The organism is Sphingobacterium zeae, assembly GCF_030818895.1.
Classification (GTDB): domain Bacteria; phylum Bacteroidota; class Bacteroidia; order Sphingobacteriales; family Sphingobacteriaceae; genus Sphingobacterium; species Sphingobacterium zeae.
Window position 1 is genome coordinate 3,971,536 of the sequence record NZ_JAUTBA010000001.1, and the last position, 25,525, is coordinate 3,997,060.

Below are 25,525 nucleotides of genomic sequence, written 5' to 3' on the forward strand. Positions count from 1 at the left end.
TTTACAAACTTTTTATTACGCGTTCAGTTGCCTCCAACGTTCTGTCGATATCATCCTCCGTATGCGCAAAGGAGATACTTCCTTGTTTAATTGGTGCCGGGAAATTGAAAATCCCCTCTTTTATGAGCTTTTTTCGATATTGGGTATCCAGCTCAAAATTGTGGTTATCCAAAATATCATGAAAATTGACTGGCGCATGGTCCATAAAATATGTACAGAAGGCAGATCCTTGGCGTGCGACATAAAACGGTACGCCTAATTTAGGAAATATTTCCTTATATCCTTGCTCCAAACGCGCACCAAGCGCCTCTACGTGCTCATAAACGCGGTGCTCAGCGCTTCCTAATTTTTTCAAAGTCGCAATCGCCGCCGCCGTCGTTAGCGGAAAAGCATTAAAGGTACCGGCAATCATAACGCGCTTCGACTTATCAGGATCCACAAAGTAATCCATATATTTTTTCTTCCCTGCAATAACCCCCAATGGGTAGCCGTTTGCAACCGCCTTTCCGAAGGTTGAAAGATCGGGCTGAATACCACAGATGGACTGATAGCCACCCAGCGCATGTCTGAATCCGGTTTTCACTTCATCAAAGATCAACAGAAATCCATGCGCGTCGGCCATGTTGCGTAAGCCTTCCAAATAACCTTCCTTTGGCTTCACAATCCCGATATTCTGAAGAATCGGTTCCAACAGAATACAGGCAACATCATATTTTTGAACCACATACAGCACACTTTCCAAATCGTTGTAGTTGACAATGTGTACTAAATCGCTGTGATTTTTGGGAACGCCAGCACTCAATGAATCGAATGGATATTCCCCCGGACTTTGATATGAACCCACATCTGCACGTTGACTGATCACATTGCAGGCCACATCGTTATGCCAGCCATTGTAGCCCCCCTGCATAACAATCACATGATCACGGCCTGTTACCGCACGAGCAATACGGATGGCATGGTAAGTCGCTTCCGATCCTGTCGTTGTAATCTGAACACTCTCCACCGAAGGAACAGACTGACAAAAAAGCTCCGCAAACTCTCCTTCGAGTAAGGTTGGCCCAGCCCCCATCAATACCTGCTGTTCCTGCAAGGTCTGTAACACTGCAGCGTTCACGTCAGGATCATTATGCCCCAGAAAGGATGCTGCAAATCCAGCCTGATAATCTATGTAGCTGTTCCCGTCAATATCTTCGACCAAACTACCATTCCCTTTGACGAAGCAGATATTCGGATCTGACTTCCGATTTAAGGACACCACTCCACCCGGTATCCATCTTGCATTCTCCCGCAGTATCGCGGCTGATTTTTCATTTTCTTGCATGCCTATTAAAAGTTTTGCTATTTGTTATTGTTATAATTGGACGATCACCGCCACACATGTTGCAGTCATCAATAATTTGTATTTAAATACACCTTATTTTATGTATACCAAATTACAATATTTTTGTATACATTTAAAATAAATTTTAAAATTTTTAAAAATGAATATTCTCATTGAAGGACTTCTTTTTCCAGAAGGCCCCGCTTTCGACCGGGAGGGTGGTATATGGCTTGTGGAGAAAGAAGCAGGAAACTTGATCTATTACAAAGACAATCAGTATAGCAGAATAGCTGTGAATGGACATCCCAACGGCATTGCAATCGATAAGAAAGGAGTGATTTGGTTTTGCGACGCACAACAAAACAGCATCCGTTGCTATGATCCCTTCGACAAAACCTGTACGACAATAGTCACGGAAATCGCAGGAAAGCCATTAAAAATGCCCAACGACTTATGTTTTGATACCGAAGGAAACCTATTATTCTCCTGCCCGGGAAATGACCTGGAAGATGGTACAGGCTACATCTGCTGTCTACATAAACATGGTGCGCTTACGAAGATCCACACAGGCCTTTTTTACCCAAACGGATTAGCCTTTGCAGCAGACAACTGCACACTTTTTGTCGCTGAAACGGGTACAAAATGGATCTGGAAAATGCACTGGAACAGCTTGACACAACAGGTGGAGAACATCGAAAAATTCATCGAAACAGGTGGTCTTATTGGCCCAGATGGAATTGCCTTCGATCAGGATAACCAGCTTTATGCCGCTATCTATGGATCGCAACATATCCTATCCATTGATACCAAAAACAAGACGACCGAGAAAATACCTACGCCGGGAAAGAATCCGACAAATTGTGCTTTAGACCCAAAAGGCATTCAGGGACTTATGATTACAGAAGCTGAAAAAGGGCAATTGTTGCAGTGGGACAGCACAAAAAAGGGTCTATTGTAAACAATAGACCCCCTATAAAAATCCAAAAAATATTAAACCAATTCCAAGGCTTCTTGCTCGCCCCGATCCAAATGATGGACCAAAGTGGTATAAGCTTTATTCCAGTCATCCGCTTTCAACGCATCAACAATAGCGCGATGCTCCTTCTCCGTATCCAGGTAATCTTCCATCTGCCCCATAATAGCCCCGAGCTTCATATGAAATAAGGGAATGTTACTGTTCTTGTAAATAGAAATCAACCTTGAATTGCAAGTTCCCTCAATAATCCGCTCATGAAAACGAACATCCGCCTCGCAAGCACCACCATAATATCCCTTGCTGACCATCTCAGAAAAATCGTTACAGATCAGTTCCAAATCTTCGATAAGCTCTTTACTTTTCTTTGAAAACAGAATCTTTAATGCACCTATTTCCAACAACTCACGCAGCTCACGAATATCCTTCACATCTTCGACTGTCATTTTTTTCACAAAGCAGCCGCCTTTTTCACCAAACTCTACCAGACTCTCGCCTGCTAACCGCATAAAAGCCTCACGAACAGCCACTCGACTCACCGTCAACTTATCCGCCCAAGCACTCTCCACCAATCTTGCCCCTCCAGCAAGCTGACTGGACAAAATTTTCTTACGTACTTCTAAATAAACTTTATAGGCAAGCGAATCCTCTTTCATATTGTATACAATTTTATGCAAAAATAAGAATACAAAATCATTAAAAAAATTTAAACAACGTATTCTTTAATTAATCTTCCCCTCTTGGGCACCATACTGTCTACCCGGCGACAAATAAATAGTTTCGGCTTTAGATTTCCAACTGGTTGTATGATTCCCTTTCAGGACATTTATATTAAAGCTACTATTTTTTAATGAACTTTTCATATTCCAGAAACCATCTTTCAAACCAACCACAACAACCTCATACTGCTGATCTCCCGGTACCGCAAATTCAATGGCTTCATTAAGATATTGATTTGGTTTGGCCACCACCAGTAAACGATCAGCCACCCTTATTAAATAATAATTCGCTTTTTCCTCAGCATACACCGGTAATTTTGATGAGCCACTCTCCGTCATCTGAAAAACCGAAGCATAACTCGCCTGATCACTTTCCTGTTTGGGCGAGACCATAATCCGTGTTCCTCTAGCCTCTGGCCAAGGAGACTTGACCTGATAAAGATCACCAAAAACAAAAGCAGTCGAATCGCCCGAATACAATTTCACCGCACAGTCTCTTAATTGCGGCTTCAGCAAATCAACATAGGTAGCACCAGCGACATTTTTAAATTGACTATGCAATACAAAACCTGTTTCACTTTGTAACGGCTTTTCAAGCGTATTGATCTGCCAGTAGGGCTCAAATTTCTGATCATTGGTCTTAAGCTCGTCCAATAGGACAATGACCGCAGGCACATCCTTCCGCTTCAAATTCAAAAACAGGAAACTTTTAGTATAGGATTTCACTTTAGCGGTATATGCAGCCGTTAGATCCGCATTGAAATAGCTATAGCTCGGCTGAATGGGATCCTTACCAAATGCCGATGCCCTGATCTCTCCGGTATGGTACCAGGAGTCACTTAATACCTCCTCAACCGTACGTGGAAAACGCTGGCTAAACCGAGTACCACCATCGTTTGTTTTGGTCCTGAACAACAGCGGCTCAGCAGGATCACGCACCAAAAGCATACTATGCGCAACCGACCGCTTATTAAAGTTAAAATCATAAGGGGAGCCATAGGAAAGATACAGGCCAAGATCACCAACCTGAATACCATGATGATAGATCTGCAGCGCACCTGCATCGGCATGCTGATGATTGCCGAAATGATAACCACCACCCTTAATTTCTGCAACCACATCGGAACTTCCGTTCTCTTCGCTCCAGCCTGTCCGGGCAACCATAGACCCTAAGATGGGTCCAAAATCCTTTGTCAACGGCATTTTCTCACGGTCAAAATCCGGCTTCAATTTTGGATCATCCAAGAGGAGAAACAAGATTGGATTGTCGGGCAAACCGCCCTGCTTGACAAACTCGGCCTTGATTACCGGATTACCTGAATAGGCATAGCAAAGCAACATGGTCTGCGGATTTTTCCAATAAAAATCGGCACTGCTGTTGTACTTTACATTAAACATATCCCCGTCGCGTAACATTTTTCCGTCAGGCGTGCGCATATACAGCCAGTAATACGGCATATTCTTGATGTTATCGTCAAAAACCGGATAGCCAAGCATGCGATAATACAACCAGGCTCCGTGCATTTCCCACCCAAAACGATAGCCACCGTAATCAACACCTTGATTATGGCGCGGAGACTGATACTCAAACTTGCGCATAGGCACCAACTCTTCCAATATCGAATATGAAGTATATTTGTAAGGTACAGGATCCTCATCATATAAAGCAATACTCATTGCCAGCAGATCGCGCGACACCTGCGCCTCATTCCCATGCCCATTGATAATACTTTCGATACCAAAAAAGGGAGGCCAGCCAATTTCCATATCTTGCGCCAGACGCATCATATTTTTATGCAGGTTGGCCTTAACGCGTACATCCAATAAGGAGTAGCACCAGTCGTACACCAGTGCACCCGTATAAATTGCACGTCCCAGCTCGCGTGTAATATCACCATAGGATACATTCCCGAACTCCAACATCGTCAAGTACTGATCCGCCAGTCTGACCGCCTCTTGACCTATTTTTTCGTCACCGGACATGAGGTAATAAAACGCTTTTGATTCAATAGCACGCTCGAGCTTTTCATCGTAAAACATTTCCTTATTCGGATCAAAAATAAATTGAACAGGTTGCTGAGCAAGTGTTTTCACTTTTCCCCAAGCTTCCAGATGCTCCGCCTCTTCCAGCCGCCCTTTAACAAGCGGCAAAGATTCTTTATTAACCCATAATCTTGGATGACCTGCAGGTGGAACAATCTTTGGTTTATAATTTTCCGCTGCAGCTGGTGCAACTGGAGGCACAAAGGCATTGATCGAAACAGCTTTAATTTTAAAATTAGCTGGCAATTGCATGCCGACCGTCTGCTTCCCTTTCCCAAAATAAAATTTACCAAGATCTTGCTTCGCACCTTTAAAGCTGTCGAATACGATCCGTTTGGTCGATCGGGCGGCGCGAACATCAATCATCGCGTACAGCGTCATCATACCTGTTTTATCCGCAGCCTTAATTTTATCCAAATCGGTAACCTCACCTTCTGAAACCAAGGTATAGACACCAGCGGTCGGAACGTCTACCTGCACCTGCAACCTCTGCCCATTTCCCTTTATCGAAGTAATCTTTGCCTGCTGCCCATAGGACACTCCAAGGATCGCCATAAAAGCGACCCCTAGCATAGTACATTTAACTTTAAGCCATATCCTTGCACCCATATCCTTATTTTACTTGCAACCTTTTTACACTGATCTTCATTTCTTTCGTGGTATTATTTACGCTATTGACAAATACATAAGCATTGTATTTACCATCTGCCGTTTGCAGCCATAGTCCTGATTCAGCTTTTAAATTAATGGCAAAATCCGGCGCATCGATAAACGATTTGTCTTTCAAATCCACATCGTCCACAAATACGCTGTATTGCAATCGTGCCAATTGTTGATCGCGCACGGTCCAAGCCTTCACGATCTTCGTTTTATTTGTCAGCCCGACAGGTAAGGTGAAGCTCGGCAAATAACTGGCATCCGTCGTGGGAGCAACCAATGAATGTGCATAAGTCACCGTTGGCAATGGCCGGTACAAATAGATCAAATCAATTTTATCCGGGTTTGCTGCAGCTTCCGTTGCTGTATACCATTTTAGATCTGCTACAGAAAAAAAGCAGGCAGCCCCATCTTTCCCGATCAAGTCTAAGGCCATATCCATATTACGAATCGCATACGTTTCGGTCTTCAACGCAATTTCCTGCCCATTACTGGACCTCGCCCTGAATGTAAACGTAACCGATTTGCCTTTTGCTGCTGCCGGTATTTTGTAGCTATAACGCAGCGTTGAAGCCGAGGTGTCTTTTGTAAATTTCACCTCCGTGCTATTCCCATTTACTGTCGCGGGGTCGCCAACGACCACACCGACATCTGCCCCCGTACTACTGGTGTAGTACGATTTGTTTTCAAGCACAGTACCCTCATCACCCGCAATGCTAGCTTCCACAGCGATCGATGTGAGCTTCCCCTGATCTGGTAATATCGCCGCCGCATAAGCAAAGTCTATGGTAGCACCAACCACATTTGGCCCTAAAGAGCGCTTAATGATATCGTTTTGCAAGCCATCTTTTGCTTTTGGAATTTCATAAACTTCTTCTTTACAAGAACCTAACAGCAAGAGCCCAAATCCAATGGACAGTAGCCCTATTTTTAAATAATTTGTTTTCATCAGCTTACTTATTTTTGTACTGTCAAATAAACTTTATACGTCTTACGAACCTTTCTATTTCCAGACACAACAGTCCATTCACGTGGCGTATCCAAATTGGAAAAATCTTGTTTTCCTAAAATCTTAGGATCTAATACCGCATCGGTGACCAATGAAAACTGTGGGTATAGATTTTTCAAATCCGTACCAAAGAGCACCTCCACTTTTATGGTTTGCTCAACGGTATCTACCAAGGCAGCTTTGGTCCGTACCGTCTGAAAATCGGCGCCCAACAGTTCAAAACTACTGACATAACATTCCGACCTGGTCGTGATCAACAAACCATCCTCATCCATTGGATAATCATCCTTACAACCGGACAAGCTAACGAACAGCATGCCGATTAAAAATAATGTATATTTCATCTTATTACAGTCAAGTGTTACCATCTTATTTCCAAGGTATATTTTGTGTTAAATTCGGATTCCGCGAACGTTCTGTTTCCGGGATTTGATAGATATAACACTTTTGATAAGTCAACTCAGACTCATTGAAGAAAAAGCGCTCCCAATTATTCCCAAAACTATCCTGGAACCATTTCCCATCACCATAAGGCTTACCAAATACGGTTTCCAGTTTACGCCATCTCCGCAGGTCAAAGGCACGCTGTCCTTCACCAAACAACTCTACAATCCTTTCCTGTTCTATAGCATCAAAAAAAGCATCACGAGAAGCGGTTTTAGCACCAGCAAGCGCGGGCAAGTTACCACGGCGCCTGACCTTATTAACCAAATCAATCGCATCCGCCTGTGGACCACCAATCTCATTGGTCGCTTCAGCATACATCAGATACACGTCTGCAATGCGCATCAAAGGCCAATTGTAATTTCCGTCACTACGTGCCACACCACCATAATTGCGCACAAATTTACGCGATTGTAATCCCGAGAGATTTGTGGTATTATCGGTGAAGGAAGTTTTGTAAGAGACACCGTTAACCGTCACCGCAGCACCCCAAGTTTTGTAGACAAAAGGAATATAACCTGTCGTCTCCGTAGGGCTCATACCCATAATCAGTTCATAATCCCACAACAAAGTCGCTTTCATGCGATAATCGCGATTACGGTACGACTCAGGGTTCACCGCTGAATTTGCTGTTGTACGTGCTGCCGGATTTTTCACTGGATCTAGCTGAACCATCTTGGGCAAGAAATCTCCCGTAATGGTAGATTGATAACGGTCGGCCAATTCATAACGCGGAATAGCTTGGTTCTGCCCTAAAGACACCAATGGCCCAGTCCACACACGTTGATATTCCTCACTCTGTTTTGTACCCACACCGCCATGGGTAAGCACCATGACCATTTCCTCATCTTGACTCAAGTTGCCCGTAGAAGGTATAAACATGTAGTAATAATTTGGGAGCACATCTGCCTTCCCCAATTCACCCCATGAACCTGGGTCACCATTTCTAAACATTTTGATACCAAAATCATTGATCACACGCTTAAAATCCGCAGCTGCCGCCGTATAGGCCGACTTAGCGTCGGCAGCAGATTGCACAAATCCATCCAATTCGGGCCATCCATTTTTCTTCCACGAACCCCAGTACAATTGAAACTTACCACGGAAGGCCAACGCGGCAGGCTTACCGGCACGACCAATTGCAGCCCCCTTATTCGGCAATTTGTCCACAGCGTAATTTAAATCAGCCATAATGGAATCTTTCAGCTGCGCAATAGGCATTCTACGCACCGTATCAGCCTCTGCAGGCGCCGGTGCCGATTTATAAAAATAAGGTACATCGCCCCATAAGGAAATCAGTCTAAAGTAGGCAATGGCACGCAGCAATTTGGCTTCCGCCACGATTGTTTCCAAGGTCTGTTTTACAGCATCAGTTTTTGCTACGGGCAGCAAGCGCGCATTGGTATTTTCGATCACAAAGTTAGAACTGAATATAGATCCATACAATGCTCTATACATTGCCGACGCACCGGAACCATAATTCATCGGACTATTCACCGTTAATGAAATAGGCGCCGCACCGGTATTGTACACCTTCAGGTAATCACCATGACCATCAAAATGATAGTCACGATCAAAACAAGGTTTAAATATCGAATAGTTCGCCATTAAGGCAGCAAGCGCGTCATTTTCGTCCACCCAGAACGTTTCAGAGCTTGGCGTTGTTGTTGGATTTTGATTTAACAAATCTTTGCGGCACGCGGATAAACCAAGAAGCAACAAAGAAGAAATAAACACGATGTTATATATCGATTTCATAAGTTCAAATATTATAAGTCTACATTCAGTCCAACCACAAAACTCTTCGTCATCGGATAGGCATCATTGGTATAGGTACTTTTCTCCGGATCTAAACCTTTAAAACTCGTCAAAACCGCCAAATTATCTACAGAACCGAATACACGTAACTTCTGGATCCCCAGCTTCATCAGTAATTCTTTCTTAAAAGTATAGCCAAGCTGCAGATTTTTAACCCTTAAATAAGACATGTTTTGCAACCAAAATGTACTCAAGTATGCATTTGGACTCGTTGATCCCAATGTACTTGGAAGCAATTTAGGATAATCGGCATCGCGATTGTCCAGGCTCCACATATTATTCCACTGATCTTCCGTAATCGCCTGATTTGCCGTCCCTAAAAAATTTGAATTCGCTTTGTTCATCCAAAATTCTTTTCGTCCGGTAGCAGCCTGCAACAGGAAAGAGAAATCAAAACCTTTGTAGTCAACAGAACCTCTAAATCCGTAATTTACCTTTGGCCTACCCAATTGGTAAGCGGGATATGCCACGCGGTCATTCGCATCCAATTTGCCGTCACCATTGACATCTTTCAACAAAATATCTCCCGGAGAAGCCCCCTGAGGAACTGCATTATAGACATCCTGCCACGACTGCGCAATGCCCAACGATTCGAAAGCATAGATAAAATTATAAGGCATATCAATAAATACCGAACCTCTTTGCAACTGCTCATTCCAAGACAGTAGCTTGTTCTTGTTGTAGCCCACATTAAAGTTCAGCATGTAACCCACATCACCTTTTCTATCATTCCAGGTCACATTTGCTTCCAGCCCTTTATTCATCATATCGCCGATATTCCGTCGCGGAGCAGCAAATAAACCCGTCAGATGCATCGATACATCCGAAGGTCTGTTCATACCGATCGTCTTTCTTTCGTAGTAATCCAACTCGGCCGTCAGTTTATTTTTAAAGAACCCAAGGTCCAAGCCCAAATTAAACACACGTGTCTTTTCCCAGGTAAGGTCATAGTTGATCAGTTTTTTATTGATCAACCCCTTGACAACAGACCCTGTTCCTGTACTATTGTCAATCAGATAGTAGGGACTGGACACCAAAGATTGTTTCTGCTCATACAAGCCTACACCACTATTATTACCCAATGAACCATAAGAAGCTCTAAATTTGGCCGAACTCAGGCTAATCTTCTCCTTAAATGCCGACATAAACGCCTCATCTGAGATCCGCCACCCCACTGCCGCGGAGGGAAAAAAACCATATTGATCGCCCGGCAAGAAACGCGAAGAACCATCTACCCGGAAGTTCCCTTCAAACATATACTTTCCAAAGGCTGTATAATTTAATCGTCCGATATAAGAACGTAAACCTTCCGCCGATGATGATCCCGACACATTTTGTACATCTTCAGACGCACCATCGATTTCATGTAAACTAGGATGCAAACGATCTAAGCGACTACCCGCCAAAACACGATTGTTCCAATATTCTTCGGAATACACGGCCAAAGCAGAGAAATCATGATTAGCGCCGAACTTATGATCATAACTCAACTTGAAGTTCAGCTGCGTTTTGTAATTGTTCCGGTCTGTATTATAGATCCCATCATTTGTTGGCACAAGATCCCGGATAGACAATCCTGTTCGGATGTTATACAATTTTGTCGGCATATCTGCCTTCCATTGAAAACGCGTGTCATAATTTAGGGCATAATCCACTTTAGCCTCAAACCCTTTGAACGGCTTCCAGTTTAAATAACCATTCACCAGAGCCTGCCTTTGATTCATGTGGTTCTGGTTGCGCGTCATGTAATCCGCATAAATATTATTGGCCTGCGGGCTTTCATTGTAAGACATTGCACCGCCATAAAAACCAGTAATAGGATCATAAGGCAATATACCTGCTGGTGAGGTAAAAAGATCCATCCCACTTGTCGAGTTTGCAGTCATACCGTCTTCGTAGTTATAACGGTAATCGGACCAGTTTCCGGAGAACCGCACTCCGGCACCGATGGTATTGGTTACTTTTGTTTCGAAGTTAAATGCGGCATTATAACGTTTAAAATCATTATTGATCTGTATCCCCTTCTCATCCAGCATACCCACAGACAAATAGTAATTGTTATTTTCAGTCCCCCCATTAATGGAAACATTATAATTCCCGCTTTGACCATTGCGAAGAATAACATCCCACCAATCGGTACTTGGATATAATCTCGGGTCGATCATACTTAAAGCCAACCATTCGTCGATCGTTCCATTTTTAAAATTGAATGCAGATGCAGCGGTATTATAAGCCTGGGCCCTTTGCGTAGCCGTCATTGCTTTTGCATAATTATTAACAAAATCAAAAGAGCGGGTAGGTTTCACCAGCGATTTGTTGGCACTAAAGGAAATAGCCGTCCTACTGTTTCTTTTACCAGACTTTGTCGTAATCAATACAACCCCGTTGGCCGCTCTGGAACCGTATACAGCAGCGGAAGAAGCATCTTTTAGCACGGTCACACTTTCAATATCATTCACATTCACACGGTTCATATTGACATCGGGCATCCCGTCGACCACGATCAGCGGTCCAGCACTATTGACCGTCCCCAGCCCCCGGATCAAAAGATCCGCTGCATTATTTCCGGCCATCCCTGAGTTTTGACTTACAGCCAAACCGGGAATAACACCCTGTAAGGCCTGCGAGGCATTGGAAAGCCCCCGGCTTGAAGTAGATTGGTCAAAATTGACACTGGCCACAGCACCAGTCAAGTTGCCTTTTTTCTGCTTACCATACCCCACCACAACCACTTCATCCAGCGCATTTTCGCTCGCATCAAGCACCAAAGCCTGCACGTCTTTCCCCGACACCACTTTTGTATTAAAACCGATTAACCGAAATTGAATCTGATCTGAAACCGAACCCGTTAATTTAAAACGGCCTTCTTGATCCGTAACGGTAACAGTTGCATTTTTAAGGTTACGCACTTCCACACCGGACAGTGGCTGCCCTTTGGCGTCCAGCACCTGCCCGACAAGCTGCTGCTGAAATTTAGCTAAACCCGGCGAAGGATTTAGAACATCCGAGATCGGAATCTTTCCATTATTAGGGGAAGAAGGTACATTTGCCAATGCAGCCATCGAAATAAAAGGTAGCCCTACCAACAGGCAACTCCTGTTTATTACATCCCGGATTTTAATCTGCTTTAGTATCATGAATACTCAGGTTAAAGTGGTTAAATAAATGATTTATAAGCTCTTTAGTTTATTGGTATTTTTTAAGAAAAATAATTTTCGACCCCTATGCGATCGCAATTCCTCTTCTTTACTTTATCATAGTGAATACAATAATATATATTTTTTGTATACAATTCAATATTTTTTTCACTTTTTTACAAAAATAGCCCTGCTAACAAGTTCGTGACAAATCTATAATACCACATTTTTGCCCACCAGATTATAAACTAAATCGTATTTACCTTAGGCCGATAAAATATTTTTGTATACAATTTAACTTATTTTTTGTATATTTATTTTTATTCAACTACATTTGACTAACCACATAAATCAAAGGAATAACCGTAGATCCTATATGAAAAAACAAACCTATATTTGGCTTGTATCGCTGATCCCGCTGCTTTCTTCCTGTTCTTCCGAGACAGAAAGAGAACGTAAACCCATAAATAACATCCAACTGGAGCACAGTATACTATCGCTAACCAAAGAAGCTACAAAACTCCATGTGCCCTGGGATTTACAATATGACCGGGTCAATAACGCCATTCTGTTTTCTGAAATCGGAGGAAGTATACGAAGACTGGATACAAAAACAAAAGTTGTTACTTTGGTGGACAGCCTGACCGACGTATACCATCAGCGCACCCTGGGACTCTTGGGAATGGCGCTCTATCAGCCGGAACAGCAGCAAGCTTATCTTTACCTTTCTTACACCAGCAAAAAAGATAGCCTTATTTTTTCCAACCTATATCGCTACGATTATAATAAGGCAGGCAAGTTGTCAAACCCAAAATTGCTTTTACAGATCCCCGGAAACACGGGACATAACGGCTCCCGAGTTATTGTTTCGACAGACAAAAAAGTATATTGGGCTACAGGAGATGCCGCAAGTGATACCTTCGCACAAGACAGCACCTCATTAAACGGTAAAATCTTACGCCTCAATCTCGACGGGAGCATTCCCAAAGACAATCCAATTAAAAACAGCTATGTATATGCCTGGGGATTTCGAAACATGCAAGGACTTACCCATGATGCAAAAGGCTTAATTTACACCTCCGAACATGGCGATGCCATCGAAGATGAAATCAACCTGATCCAACCGCTAAAAAATTATGGCTGGCCACAGATCGAAGGCATGATTGACACGGAAAAGGAAAAAGCTATCGCCAAAAAGTCCCCAAGACAGGAACCTATTAAATCGTGGACTCCAGTCGTTGCACCATCTGGTATGGCCTATTACGGTTCCAACGTTATCCCTGAATGGCAACATAGCTTATTGCTTGCGACGTTAAAAAATCAGTCTCTACGTATCCTAAAATTATCTGCCGATGGGCAGCAGATCGTCGATGAGAAGATCCTATTCAAAGATCAACTTGGCCGGCTAAGATCCGTATTGACCTTACCCAATGGGGACATTTATTTCTGTTCAAGCAACCGGGACTGGAATCCACAAAAGGGGTTTCCAAAACCCGACGACGACGTGATCTACCGACTCCGCATTACCGATAAAGCCGTTGCGCCAAGGATTAAGCCCGTTGCAGCCAACGCCGTCAGCTCCCCGACCAAAAGTGGTCAAGCCTTATACGAAGCGTATTGTGCATCTTGTCATAAAGCAGATGGAAAGGGACTTACAAATACCTTCCCCCCATTAGCCAATTCATCTCTTGTCAAAGGCGACCCAGCACCTTTATTGCGGGTTATCCTCCACGGACTGAAAGACAAAACAATAGCCAAGGTCAAATACGAGAGCGCAATGCCATCTTTTTCATTCCTGAAAAATGAAGAGGTCATTGAAATTACCAATTATATCCGTACACACTTTGGAAATTCTGCACCTAAAATCAACCAACAGCATTTAACCTCATTACGATAAATCTCATGGAAAACAACCTCGAGCCAAAACCCTCTTTGTTTAAAAATTGGCTATCCATCTTAGGTCCCGGCATCATTACCGCCGCCCTGGTTTTCGGGCCCAGCAAAATGACCATCACATCAAAAATGGGTGCAGATTATGGCTTCGCCCTATTATGGGTTGTCGTCGTCGCGATCTTTTTTATGATGGTTTTCACCAATATGGCGGCACGTATCGGCATTGCGAGAGACGAATCTTTACTTACCTTGATTCGCCAGAAATTTGGTAAAACAACCGCCATCATCATTGGCCTCGGAATCTTCCTTGTCGCAACCTGTTTTCAATCCGGAAATGCCACAGGGGTCTCCATTTCTGTTTCGGAAGCAACGGGGACAAACCCCAAAATATGGATCATCGTTTTTAATGTCATCGGCATTTTACTGTTGTTCTTCAAGTCTTTCTATGCGCTACTGGAAAAACTGATGCTAGCACTTATTATCCTTATGCTATTTGCTTTTTTATCCACAGCCATAATGACAAAGACGTCTGCACAGGACTTTTTCTTAGGTTTTATTCCAAGCCTCCCGCCTTTATCAATGGGTTTAATTATTGCTTTCACAGCGTCTTGCTTTTCGATCGTGGGTGCGTTTTATCAAAGTTATCTTGTGCAGTCAAGAAGAAAACTGTCGTCCAACAAGCAGACTTCGGAACGGCAAATAGTCGGGAGCAGAATCGGCATCATTATACTCGGGATCATGAGTGCTGCCGTGATGGTCTGCGCTGCAAATACCCTTCATCCGCAAGGCATCAAATTGAGTTCTGCCGCTGAGATGGGCCGTGCATTGGAACCGCTTTTGGGAAGCTACGCCTCACACCTCTTTTTTATCGGTCTTTTCGGCGCCTCCTTTTCTTCCTTGATCGGCAATGCTGTATTAGGCGGTTCATTACTGGGCGATACCTTTGGCTTCGGCAACAATCTCAATCACCCCAAAGTGAAACTCTTTATTTCTTTGGTCATGATTTTTGGGTCTGCCATCGCACTGATCTTCGGAAATCTCCCCTTGGAGCTTATTGTTTTTGCGCAAAGCATCACCATTTTTCTTGTTCCCTTTATTGGCATTATCCTCTTTCTGATCGCAAACGACAAAGAAATTATGGGTGCGCTCAGAAACAGCCCACGAACAAGGTTATGGGCAATCCTCGGACTTCTCTTACTCGTTTTTCTTGCTTTTAGTAATTTCTATAATTTAATCAAATAATTCAGACATGGACCATAACAATTTAGCGGAATTGGAACAGCAAATACTTGCACCATCATTAGATCTAATTGAAGATATAAAAAAGATACAAGGTGATATCCTTTTCCTAGGTATTGGCGGAAAAATGGGGCCAAGCATGGCAAAACTAGCCATGAGGGCTATTCAAGCTGCAGGAATAGACAAAAAGGTCATTGGTGTTTCGCGTTTTTCAACCAAGGAACTCCAACAGGAACTGGAAGATTTAGGCATAGAGACCATCGCCTGCGACCTGCTGAATGAGGAAGAACTCAAAAAGATTCCGCAGGTTCCGAATGTCATTTACCTCGCAGGACATAAGTTCGGTACCACAGGAAATGAAGATTTCACCTGGGCAATGAACACCTATCTTCCCGGAATGGTAGCTTCTCATTTTCGAGACTCCAACATTGTTGCTTTTTCTTCGGGTAACGTACTGCCCTTTGTGCCGATAAGCAATGGCGGCGTTTCCGAGGAAAGAACGCCCGAGCCTGTCGGTGAATACGCACAATCCTGCTTGGGACGCGAGCGCATATTCGAGTATTTTTCGAAGAAAAATGGTACACCTACCCTGATCTACCGATTGAATTATGCGGTGGATTTTCGCTATGGTGTCCTCGTAGAAATTGCAAAATCGGTCAAAGGGCAGCTCCCAATAGATTTGACAACCGAAAACGTCAATGTCATCTGGCAGGGAGATGCCAACGAAATTGCCTTAAGATCATTATTGCACTGTCAGTCTCCGGCCAAAATACTGAATGTCACGGGGCCCGAAATCCTTTCTACACGATGGATCGCAGAGCGCTTTGCTGAGCATTTCAACACTAGGCCCATCTTTGTGAATGAGCCCGCCGGAACTGCTTTACTAAACAACGCTTCCGAATGCCATCGTTTATTTGGCTACCCGAAGACAACCATACGGGAAGCGATAGACATTACAGCCAAATGGTTGATCCAAGGTGGCGAACTATGGAACAAAGACACGCACTTTCAAGAACGAAAAGGAAAATTCTAATGAAAACTTTAGACAACAAATTACAACAATTGCTTTGGGAAGGGACGGTCATTCCGGCGCACCCCCTCGCCCTCAATGAGGACCGCAGCATTGACGAAGCACATCAACGACTCCTGACCCAGTATTACATAGCCAGTGGAGCGGGCGGAATCGCTGTCGCTGTACATTCAACCCAGTTTGAAATCCGGGAACCTGAGATCAATCTTTTTGAAACCGTGTTGAGATGGGCTAGCGAAGAAGTCGATAAAGCTGAGCTCCAACGACCATTTATCAAAATTGCGGGCATCTGCGGCGCCACAGAACAAGCGGTACAGGAGGCAAACACGGCACTTCAATACGGTTATGATATCGGACTTTTGAGTATGGGCGGACTCCAAAGCTGGACTGAAAATGCAATATTAGATCGAGTCAGAACAATAGCAGCTATTATTCCTGTTTTTGGATTCTATCTTCAACCTGCCGTTGGTGGCCGTATTTTCTCTTATTCCTTTTGGCAGCAGTTTGCCGAAATCGACAACGTCGTCGCCATCAAGTGCGCCTCCTTCAACCGCTACCAGACATTGGACGTTATGCGTGCTATAGCCAACTCCAGCCGGCGAGATCAAATTGCCATGTACACGGGCAATGATGACAATATTGTCAACGATCTGATGAGCGTGTATAATTTCCCCGTAGCTGGAGAAAATGTCTCCATAGAATTTAAAGGTGGCTTACTAGGTCATTGGGCCGTTTGGACGGCAAAGGCCGTTGAGCTCCTTCGGGAAATAAAATCATACAAACAGAACCCCAATAACCTCCATGCTAGCCATCTCCTAAGCAAAGCAATTGCTGTCACAGACAGTAATGCCGCATTTTTTGACCCAGCAAATGCATTCCACGGCTGTATACCAGGCTTACATGAGGTGCTCCGTAGACAAGGTTTGATGAAAGGTATCTGGTGTCTGAATCCCGACGAAAATCTATCCGTCGGACAGCGAGAGGAAATTGATCGTGTATATAAAGACTACCCTGAGTTAAACGACGATGAATTTGTCAAGGAGTTTCTTAAATCTAGATCCCAATAGTCGCTTCCTTTTATAACAATCGGTTCCCTCTCAAAGGTCTCATCACCCGGGCTAGTCATAGCTAACGAGGTGATGGGACCTTCCTTTTAGCTCCAGTTCATATTTTACCAATCAATGACTGACCGGGAGGAATCTCGCGCACAACAAAAGGTTTGCTTTTTATAACTTTGCGTCATGAAATTTCTGAAAATAGCATTAACCTCCAGCCTTCCGTGACAAGCCTGCTATTTAATGCAGCGTGAACGTCCACAGCGACGGAAAATAAATAAAATTTTTATAAAGGATGGAAAAAAACACTACCCCACAACAGTCACTTATACCGACGATACTTGCATTTGCACTTGTTCCGATTACCGGGCTTGCCACAGATATTTATCTTCCTTCAATGCCACAAATGGCGCAGGAACTTGGCTTAAATGAAAGCAAAATTCAATTGACGCTTTCGCTTTTTCTAATCAGCTATGGTGTTGCTCAGTTCTTCACAGGAGCATTGGTGGATGCCTGGGGAAGGTATCGCATCAACCTCATTTCACTTTTTCTTTTTATTATCAGTTTTTGGGTAACAGCACACACGCAGGATATCTGGGTTATCTACCTAATGCGGATTTTACAGGGAATTTTATCGGCATTTGTTGTCATCTCCAAAAGAGCCTATTTTGTCGATGTCTACGACGGTGAACAGCGTAAGCACTACCTCAGCATTATGACCATCGTCTGGTCGATCGGACCGATTGTGGCTCCCTTTATCGGTGGTTACCTACAAACACAATTTGGCTGGCGTTCCAACTTTATTGTTCTGGCCGCCTATAGTGCTGTGCTCTTTGTACTTGAACTGATCTTTTCCAGCGAAACAATCAGACAGAAAAAGCCCCTTCACATCGATTATTTGATTAGCGAGTTTAAAATGATGCTAAAAAGCACCGATTTTACCTTCGGCATATTCATGTGCGGCATATCCTATGGCCTGGTCATGTTCTACAATCTCAGTGGCCCCTTCTTTATTGAGCATCAACTGGGATATAGCGCAATTACCACTGGCTATACCTCCCTTATTATGGGTTTAGCCTGGATGTGTGGTGGATTTATTGGAAAAGCATTGATCAAAAAGGCATTGATACCCAAACTGAGAATCGCCAACTTCATTCAGATCAGCCTGATTGTATGTATGCTCTTGGTTTCACCTTACCTGTCAAATCTCTATGTATTGACATTTTTCGCATTTGCAGTACACTGTACTGCCGGATTCGTTTTTAACAATTATTTCAGCTATTGTTTGGGAAGATTTCCATTGTCGGCCGGTATCGCCGGCGGATTGGTTGGCGGAATTACCTACCTGCTGACCTCTTCACTCAGTTACATCACGGTAAGCTTGGTAAACCCTTCTTCGCAGTTTCAGATTGGATTAGGTTATGGCATATTTTCCATATTGGGTTTGATCACTTTATATGTGATTAGTAAGCTCGTCAAGAGCAGCTAGTTGTTGATTGAGTCTTGCACACAAAAAACACAGCTCACCTGTAGTTGTTTGTCCACAAAAATGCACATACAAGATAAATTGTTTTTAACTTAGTATCAAAAACAACTATATTTGTATCATCATAATTTAGGTTTATAATTGGTTATTTAAGGTTTTCATTCTCCCCGTTTGAAAACCTTTTTTTTATCCTATTTTTTTAGTCTACCGGATAGCACTTGTTCTGGTCTTTTGTGCCGCACCCTAGCTATCAAAAATCAAACTATCGGATGAAATACGTAGAATCAACCAAATGATGTTTTTGCTCCAATAAAATGGATGCCGTACGGACCTTTCAACGTGCTATACAAGCTCGGAGATTACCAATTTTCCAATAAAATCGATATATTGTACCCCAAATCAATTTTAAGTGAGGGAGTCGATGAGAATAAAAAAATATAGGAGCGTCTATATCTTTTGGTTTTGCACCATTTTATTTATTTTTCCAAACTGCAGCTATTGCCAGACCATCATACCTACAGGTACACCTTTTGTAAAACAATTCAAAAAAGACCAATACAAGGCTGGAAATCAAAACTGGTCCTTGGCAGTAGATAAAGATGGTCGTATCTATAGTGCAAATACTGAAGGTCTATTACAATTTGACGGACAGTATTGGCGTATCTTTCCGCTTCCAAATCATTCCACCGTCCGAAGTGTTTCGATCGGTAAAGATGGGAAGATTTATACCGGTGGCAGAGGAGAATTTGGTTATTGGACTGCTAAGCCTTTTGGAAACTTGACTTATCATAGTCTTTCGAGGCTGGTACGCGACAAGACCTATTTTCCAAACGAAGAAATCTGGAAAATCATTGTGGAAGACCAGCGCGTATTTTTCCATACCTTTTCCAAATCCTATATTTGGGAAAACAATACGATAAGGCAGTTAACGGCAAAAGGAGAGCCTTTTTTATTCCCACATCAGCTTAATGAAAAGTTGTTTTTCGAACAACTACCAAGTGGTCTGCATGAATTTAGACAGGGTAAATTGATTCCAATCAAAGGCAAAGACGTCTTAAAAGATAAAAACGTTCTTGCCCTATTGCCTTTCGACACAAATACTTCGCTCATTGCCACCGCACGAAACGGCCTTTATCTGATGAAAGCCGACGGAACTATCGAACCTTGGTCCGTTCCTGCAAATCAGCTATTGAGCCAATCACAGGTAAATAATGGCATCTACCTCTATGATGGACAATACGCCTTTGGCACCATTCAGAACGGCGTTATCATCATCAACAAGGATGGCCAAGTCATTCAACACATCAATAAAAACAATGGGCTGCAAAACAATACGGTGCTCAGTATCGTCAAAGACAACCAAAAGAATATCTGGGTAGGGCTGGATAATGGTATCGATCGTATTGAAATCAACTCCCCTATTTCATTTTATACAGATTTTATTGGAAAAATTGGCACGGTCTATACATCTATTATCTATCAGGGAAAAATCTACCTGGGCACCAATAAAGGATTATTTTCCAGTGAATGGAAGGGATTGAACAATTACAATGCATTAAACTTCACTCAGGTCCCAAATTCAAATGGCCAGGTTTGGACTTTAGCACTATTCGGTGATGAACTCATCTGTGGCCACAACGATGGAACGTTTAAGCTAATTAACGGCCGTCTGGAAAAGATTTCACAGATCACTGGCGGGTGGATTTTCAAACCTATATTTGGCACGAGAAATATTCTCCAAGGAAATTATACTGGTCTCTCAAAATTTACCTTCGATGGTATGCACTTACAATTTGTGCAGCAGTTTGAGGGTATTAAGGAGCCCATTCGATTTTTAGCCCAAAAAGATACTCATTCCTTTTGGATTGGAGACTGGGGACAACTACAACTTATCGGATTTGACCCAAGTTTTCAACAGGCAAATATATTATTCTCAGCCAAACAAGACAGTGTTGCCTCGAAGAGACAATTTAAAGGCGTTTATACGTTAGAAAATAATCTTGTATTCGCCACCGACAGCGGATTCCTCCAATTCGACAATATCGTAAAGCGATTCAGTTATGCAAATGAATTGAACGCCGCATTAGGTACCTATAGAAACTCCAATAAGATCATACCGATCAACACAAACAGTTATTGGTTGATTCAGAAGACTAAAATTGCTAAAGTAGATTTTGATAGCAAGGGTAAGTTACGCATTGACTCCAACCTATTAAGTCCACTACAGGACCGAATGATGAATAATTATGAAAACATCCTTCCTATTGAAAATCAATATTACCTCATCGGTCTAGATGATGGGTTTGCGATCTATCGACATACAGATAAATCACAAAAACATAGGTTGCCACTTCCGCAAATAGCGCAGCTCTTCAACTTGACCACCGGACAAGCTATCTTTCCAGATTCAACATTTAAATTATCGTCTTCAGACAATAACCTGAGAATTAGCTTTTCGAGCCCCTATTACTCATCTTCACCACTTCAATATCAATATTATCTGGAGGGATACTCAGACAATTGGTCTGAATGGAGTGAGACGGCCTACCAGGATTTCACAAACCTGCCCTATGGAAAATTCCAAATTAAAATAAGAGCAAAAAATAATATGGGGATGGTTTCTGAAATCCAATCATACTCCTTTACCATTCAGCACCCTTGGTATCTATCCTGGTGGGCAAAGGCTTTGTACACGCTTGCCATTTTAATACTGCTATATTTTGCCTATATCTTTAATGTTCAACGTGAGCGTAGGCGTCAGTTTCAAATACGGCGAAAATGGCTCGAAGAAAAAAAGATTGCTTTGGAACGCGAAGCTGAAAAAAAGGAAAAGGACTGGATCAAACTGAAAAACCAGCAATTGGAAGACCAGCTTCAATTAAAAAACAAAGAATTGGCGAATGCAGCCCTCAATATCGTCTATAAAAATGAGATGTTGAACAACTTGCATGACGAACTTAAACAGCTTAAAGATGCGGATGGAAACAAATTGAGTTCGGATGAGCTGAAAAAAATCAATAAACTCATAGACGATGCCCATAATGACGACCGTGACTGGCATATATTTGAAAGAAGTTTTAATGAATCGCATGAAAACTTCTTCAAGAAATTGAAGCAAGAATTTCCTGATCTAGTCCCCAACGATCTTAAGCTATGCGCCTATTTACGGCTGAATATGTCCAGTAAGGAAATCGCTTCGTTGCTCAACATTAGTACGCGCGGCGTCGAGATCAGACGCTATAGATTACGCAAAAAACTAGGACTTCCAACAGACAAGAACCTATCTGAATTTCTGTTAGAACGTTAAATTCCCCTTGTAAACACTACATCATTACCACACACGCTCTTTAGTGTACAAAACACACTAAAGAGCGCGTTATCTCATCAAAAAAAATTATTTAAAAAACTGATTACCAAAACAATAAGACACACATGAAATACATTTGAGCAGGCGGAATTTTCGTGTAGTAGTGATGTGCAAATGTTAAATTTTGGGAAAGTTGTACTACATCAACATATTTGCCTCAGGGAAATAACCAACTGTATTTTAAACAAACACCAAAAATTTACGATATGAGGAATCTATCCGCATTATTTTTGACTTCCATGGTCGTCTCTGTTGCCTATGGACAAACTTCTATACAAGGAGTGGTCAAAGATGGCTCAAGCATGATATCCATGCCTGGCGTAACCATTAGTATTAAAGGGAAAGCTGTATCTACGAAAACCGACGCAACGGGGAAATTTCAGATTAATGCCGCTCCTACCGATTCGTTAGTCTTTAACTTTATTGGTTATCGCAAACAATCTGTATACATTGGCAATCAAACGCAACTCAATGTATTTTTAGAAAATGAGAATCAAGCATTGGAAGAGGTTGTGGTTATTGGTTACGGTACACAAAAGAAAGCCGATCTAACCGGATCGATCAGTTCATTGAAATCGTCCGATATCACCAAGCAACCTGCCATGTCTGCTATGCAATCCATACAGGGTAAAGCCGCAGGTATTAATATCATTGCCAACGAAGCTCCGGGATCGTCACCGAACGTCATCATCAGAGGTCTGGGTACAGCGCTTGGAGGCAGAAATCCACTCTATATTGTTGACGGTATTGCGCAAACCGATATCAACAATATCAATCCTTCTGACATTGAGTCGATGGATGTATTGAAGGATGCTTCATCAGCTTCAATTTACGGTCTTCGCGCTGCAAATGGGGTTATTATCGTGACCACGAAGAAAGGTAAAACTGGAACTCTTAGTATTAATTATGAAAGTTATGCTGGATTAAAGACCGTCCTGAATAAAGTAAAAATGGCGAATGCTTCTCAATTTTCGCAGTATGCAAATGAATACTGGGCATCCACTGGCGAAAAATTTAGTTTAGATCCCCAACAAACCTACGATACGGATTGGTACGACGAACTATTAAAAACGGGTTCGGTCTTTAACAATGCTGTAAATATTTCCGGCGGTACCGAAAAAATTGACTATTTCGTATCGGCCAACAATTTTACGGAAAACGGTATTTTAGATGGCTCGAAATATGTTCGAAATACCATACGAAACAATAATGTATATAAATTTCTAAATAACCGTCTGAAATTTAGCCAAAATGTAAACTTAACATTAACAAACTCTACACCAAAACCTTACAGTGCATTTAATACGGCATACCGACAAGCCCCTATTATGCCTATTCGTTATGACAATGGTAGATATGCAACGGGCTACTATAATCAAACTACGGGACTAGGCGGTTTAACTGGCGCTCCTAACGATATTATGGCCAAATTAAATGATGAAGGCAATCCGTTATACGAGGTTCTTCGCCAAAACGAGAAAATAAATACACTTCGTCTTCAAGGTAGCTTCGAAGGAGAATTTAAAATCACTGATTATCTAAAAGTGAATTCACGTATCGGTGGAAATAAATTTTATTCTAAACAACGTGTCTTTACAAATATAAAAGACCGTTGGTTAAATGCTAATCCACAGAAAACTGACCAAGACTTCGCGGCAAATAAGGCAGCATCTTCCGATGACATTCAGTTTGCCAACAACAGTTTGAATTACGTTGATCTAGAACAGTTCCGTTGGTCATGGGAAAACTTTTTAACATTTAACAAGAGTTTTGACAAACATCATATCGAAGCGGTATTAGGTATGTCCCGCGAAAAGTATGACATCAATAGTATGAGCAGTATGACGGGTTACGATGTTCCGGAAAAAGAGCAATATTGGAATATTAATCTCGCGAATAGTACCCGAGGTGCAGATTACGACCGTATTGCCCTTCAGACTTATTATACCCCGCGTGCATTGGCATCTTATTTTGGGCGAGTTCAATATAATTACGATAGTAAATACTATTTGACAGCAACATTACGCCGTGATGGTTCTAGTGTATTTCGTAATACAGGCAAATACTGGGGCACATTCCCTTCCGTAGGATTAGGCTGGACAGTAACCAACGAAGATTTTATGAAGGACGCCACTTGGATCAATCTCTTGAAAGTACGCGGAAACTGGGGAAAACTTGGTAACCAAGATATTCCACTCAATGTTTCCACAATTTTACAAAGCCCAGAAAGTTCCAACTACAATTATGTGTTTGGCCCAGAACAAAACATGGTGTTTGGTAGTGCCTATGGGACCCCTGCTAAAAATTTAAGCTGGGAGGTTACAGAGGAAACTGGCGCCGGACTGGATTTCGCCTTTCTTAACAACCAACTGTCAGGTTCCATAGACTATTATCATAAGATGAATACCAATGCGATCTTGTTGGTTACACCGACATATACTTCTGCTTATGAAGAAAAATTTTATGACCATGGAGCAAAAATCCTGAATCAGGGGGTTGAGCTTGCTTTAAACTGGAATAAATCAATCTCCCCAGATTTCAGCTATAATGTAGGTGTAAATTATGCCTACAACAAAAACACCGTTAAGGAAGTAAAAGCTGCTTATGATGGCGATCAAGGTGGTAGTTTGAACAATGGCGAATTAACAAAACAGCTCCGGGTAGGTCAGCCTATTTATGGCTGGTGGATGTATGAAACAAACGGCGTATTCCAGGATGACAACGATGTCAAAAATTATCCATCAAACGGTCCCGCCAGGCCAGGATATTTGAAATTTAAAGATCAGAATGAGGACGGTATCATCGACACGCGTGATCGTGTTTTCTTTGGTTCATTCTTACCTTCTTCCACTTATGGAATTAATTTAGGGATAAACTATAAAGCGATAGATTTTAATTTATCTGGATATGGGGTTTCTGGCAACAAAGTATACAATGGATTAAGAAGTGCGCGCATGAACGCAGGTCAAAATGTTGACCTAGAGACTTTTGAAAACCGCTGGACACCAGAGAACCATACGAATGCACATCCCGGAGCAGATAGGTCATATCTACCTTCCAACTATTACTTAGAGTCAGGTAGTTATTTCCGTATCAATAATATAACGCTAGGTTATACATTTAATAATTTATATAGTTCAAAATCTAAATTGAGGTTGTATGTAACAGCTCAAAATCCTTTTATGTTTACGAAGTATAGTGGCTTCTCTCCTGAACTGGCCGGAGATGGAAGCCCAAATCTAACATCCGGGATAGAGCTCTCAGCTTATCCAACCACACGTAATTTCCTTTTTGGACTTAACATGCAATTTTAATCACCTTAGTTTTGAAG

The 25,525-nt window shown here is 42.4% G+C and carries 15 protein-coding genes; 8 read left to right on the forward strand and 7 right to left on the reverse strand.

Annotation, left to right across the window (positions count from 1 at the left end; all coding sequences use genetic code 11):
• Position 1 precedes the first annotated feature (1 nt).
• A complete protein-coding gene (locus QE382_RS16760) occupies positions 2-1,324 on the reverse strand; it encodes an aspartate aminotransferase family protein (protein ID WP_046675766.1) in 1,323 nt (440 codons plus the stop codon).
• A 160-nt stretch (positions 1,325-1,484) separates the two neighbouring features.
• Between QE382_RS16760 and QE382_RS16765 the strand changes: the two genes are divergently transcribed.
• A complete protein-coding gene (locus QE382_RS16765) occupies positions 1,485-2,282 on the forward strand; it encodes an SMP-30/gluconolactonase/LRE family protein (protein WP_307186918.1) in 798 nt (265 codons plus the stop codon).
• Between the two features lie 32 nt (positions 2,283-2,314).
• Here QE382_RS16765 and QE382_RS16770 read toward each other — a convergent pair whose 3' ends face one another.
• The 6 genes from QE382_RS16770 to QE382_RS16795 all read right to left on the reverse strand — a co-directional run bounded on the left by QE382_RS16770 (position 2,315) and on the right by QE382_RS16795 (position 12,124).
• Positions 2,315-2,953, reverse strand: a complete 639-nt coding sequence (locus tag QE382_RS16770) for a GntR family transcriptional regulator (protein WP_046675764.1) — start codon at positions 2,951-2,953, stop codon at positions 2,315-2,317.
• Between the two features lie 66 nt (positions 2,954-3,019).
• Positions 3,020-5,668: a hypothetical protein gene (locus tag QE382_RS16775; protein WP_307186919.1), complete on the reverse strand. Its 2,649-nt coding sequence runs from the start codon at positions 5,666-5,668 to the stop codon at positions 3,020-3,022.
• Positions 5,669-5,672: 4 nt separating this feature from the next.
• Positions 5,673-6,665, reverse strand: coding sequence for a DUF4466 family protein (locus QE382_RS16780; RefSeq protein WP_307186920.1), 993 nt, complete (start codon positions 6,663-6,665; stop codon positions 5,673-5,675).
• Between the two features lie 8 nt (positions 6,666-6,673).
• Entirely contained in the window at positions 6,674-7,069 is a 396-nt protein-coding gene (locus QE382_RS16785; RefSeq protein WP_046676362.1) for an SGBP N-terminal domain-containing protein, read from the reverse strand.
• 25 nt (positions 7,070-7,094) lie between these two features.
• Positions 7,095-8,927, reverse strand: coding sequence for a RagB/SusD family nutrient uptake outer membrane protein (locus QE382_RS16790; RefSeq protein ID WP_307186921.1), 1,833 nt, complete (start codon positions 8,925-8,927; stop codon positions 7,095-7,097).
• A gap of 11 nt (positions 8,928-8,938) precedes the next feature.
• Complete coding sequence (locus tag QE382_RS16795; protein ID WP_307186922.1) at positions 8,939-12,124, reverse strand: SusC/RagA family TonB-linked outer membrane protein; 3,186 nt, start codon at positions 12,122-12,124, stop codon at positions 8,939-8,941.
• A gap of 376 nt (positions 12,125-12,500) precedes the next feature.
• Here QE382_RS16795 and QE382_RS16800 point away from each other — a divergent pair, with 376 nt between their 5' ends.
• The 7 genes from QE382_RS16800 to QE382_RS16830 all read left to right on the forward strand — a co-directional run bounded on the left by QE382_RS16800 (position 12,501) and on the right by QE382_RS16830 (position 25,508).
• Complete coding sequence (locus tag QE382_RS16800; protein ID WP_307186923.1) at positions 12,501-14,021, forward strand: PQQ-dependent sugar dehydrogenase; 1,521 nt, start codon at positions 12,501-12,503, stop codon at positions 14,019-14,021.
• A gap of 5 nt (positions 14,022-14,026) precedes the next feature.
• The gene (locus QE382_RS16805) at positions 14,027-15,259 is read left to right on the forward strand and encodes an Nramp family divalent metal transporter (RefSeq protein ID WP_307186924.1); all 1,233 of its coding nucleotides are present in this window, start codon (positions 14,027-14,029) and stop codon (positions 15,257-15,259) included.
• A 7-nt stretch (positions 15,260-15,266) separates the two neighbouring features.
• The gene (locus QE382_RS16810; protein ID WP_115048011.1) at positions 15,267-16,289 is read left to right on the forward strand and encodes an NAD-dependent epimerase/dehydratase family protein; all 1,023 of its coding nucleotides are present in this window, start codon (positions 15,267-15,269) and stop codon (positions 16,287-16,289) included.
• The gene (locus QE382_RS16815) at positions 16,289-17,353 is read left to right on the forward strand and encodes a dihydrodipicolinate synthase family protein (protein ID WP_307186925.1); all 1,065 of its coding nucleotides are present in this window, start codon (positions 16,289-16,291) and stop codon (positions 17,351-17,353) included. Before QE382_RS16810 ends, QE382_RS16815 begins: the two co-directional genes overlap by 1 nt.
• A gap of 283 nt (positions 17,354-17,636) precedes the next feature.
• On the forward strand, positions 17,637-18,830 hold the full coding sequence (locus QE382_RS16820; RefSeq protein ID WP_307186926.1) for an MFS transporter: 1,194 nt from the start codon (positions 17,637-17,639) through the stop codon (positions 18,828-18,830).
• Between the two features lie 418 nt (positions 18,831-19,248).
• A complete protein-coding gene (locus tag QE382_RS16825; RefSeq protein ID WP_307186927.1) occupies positions 19,249-22,134 on the forward strand; it encodes a helix-turn-helix and ligand-binding sensor domain-containing protein in 2,886 nt (961 codons plus the stop codon).
• A gap of 266 nt (positions 22,135-22,400) precedes the next feature.
• Complete coding sequence (locus QE382_RS16830) at positions 22,401-25,508, forward strand: SusC/RagA family TonB-linked outer membrane protein (RefSeq protein WP_307186928.1); 3,108 nt, start codon at positions 22,401-22,403, stop codon at positions 25,506-25,508.
• Positions 25,509-25,525: the final 17 nt, after the last annotated feature.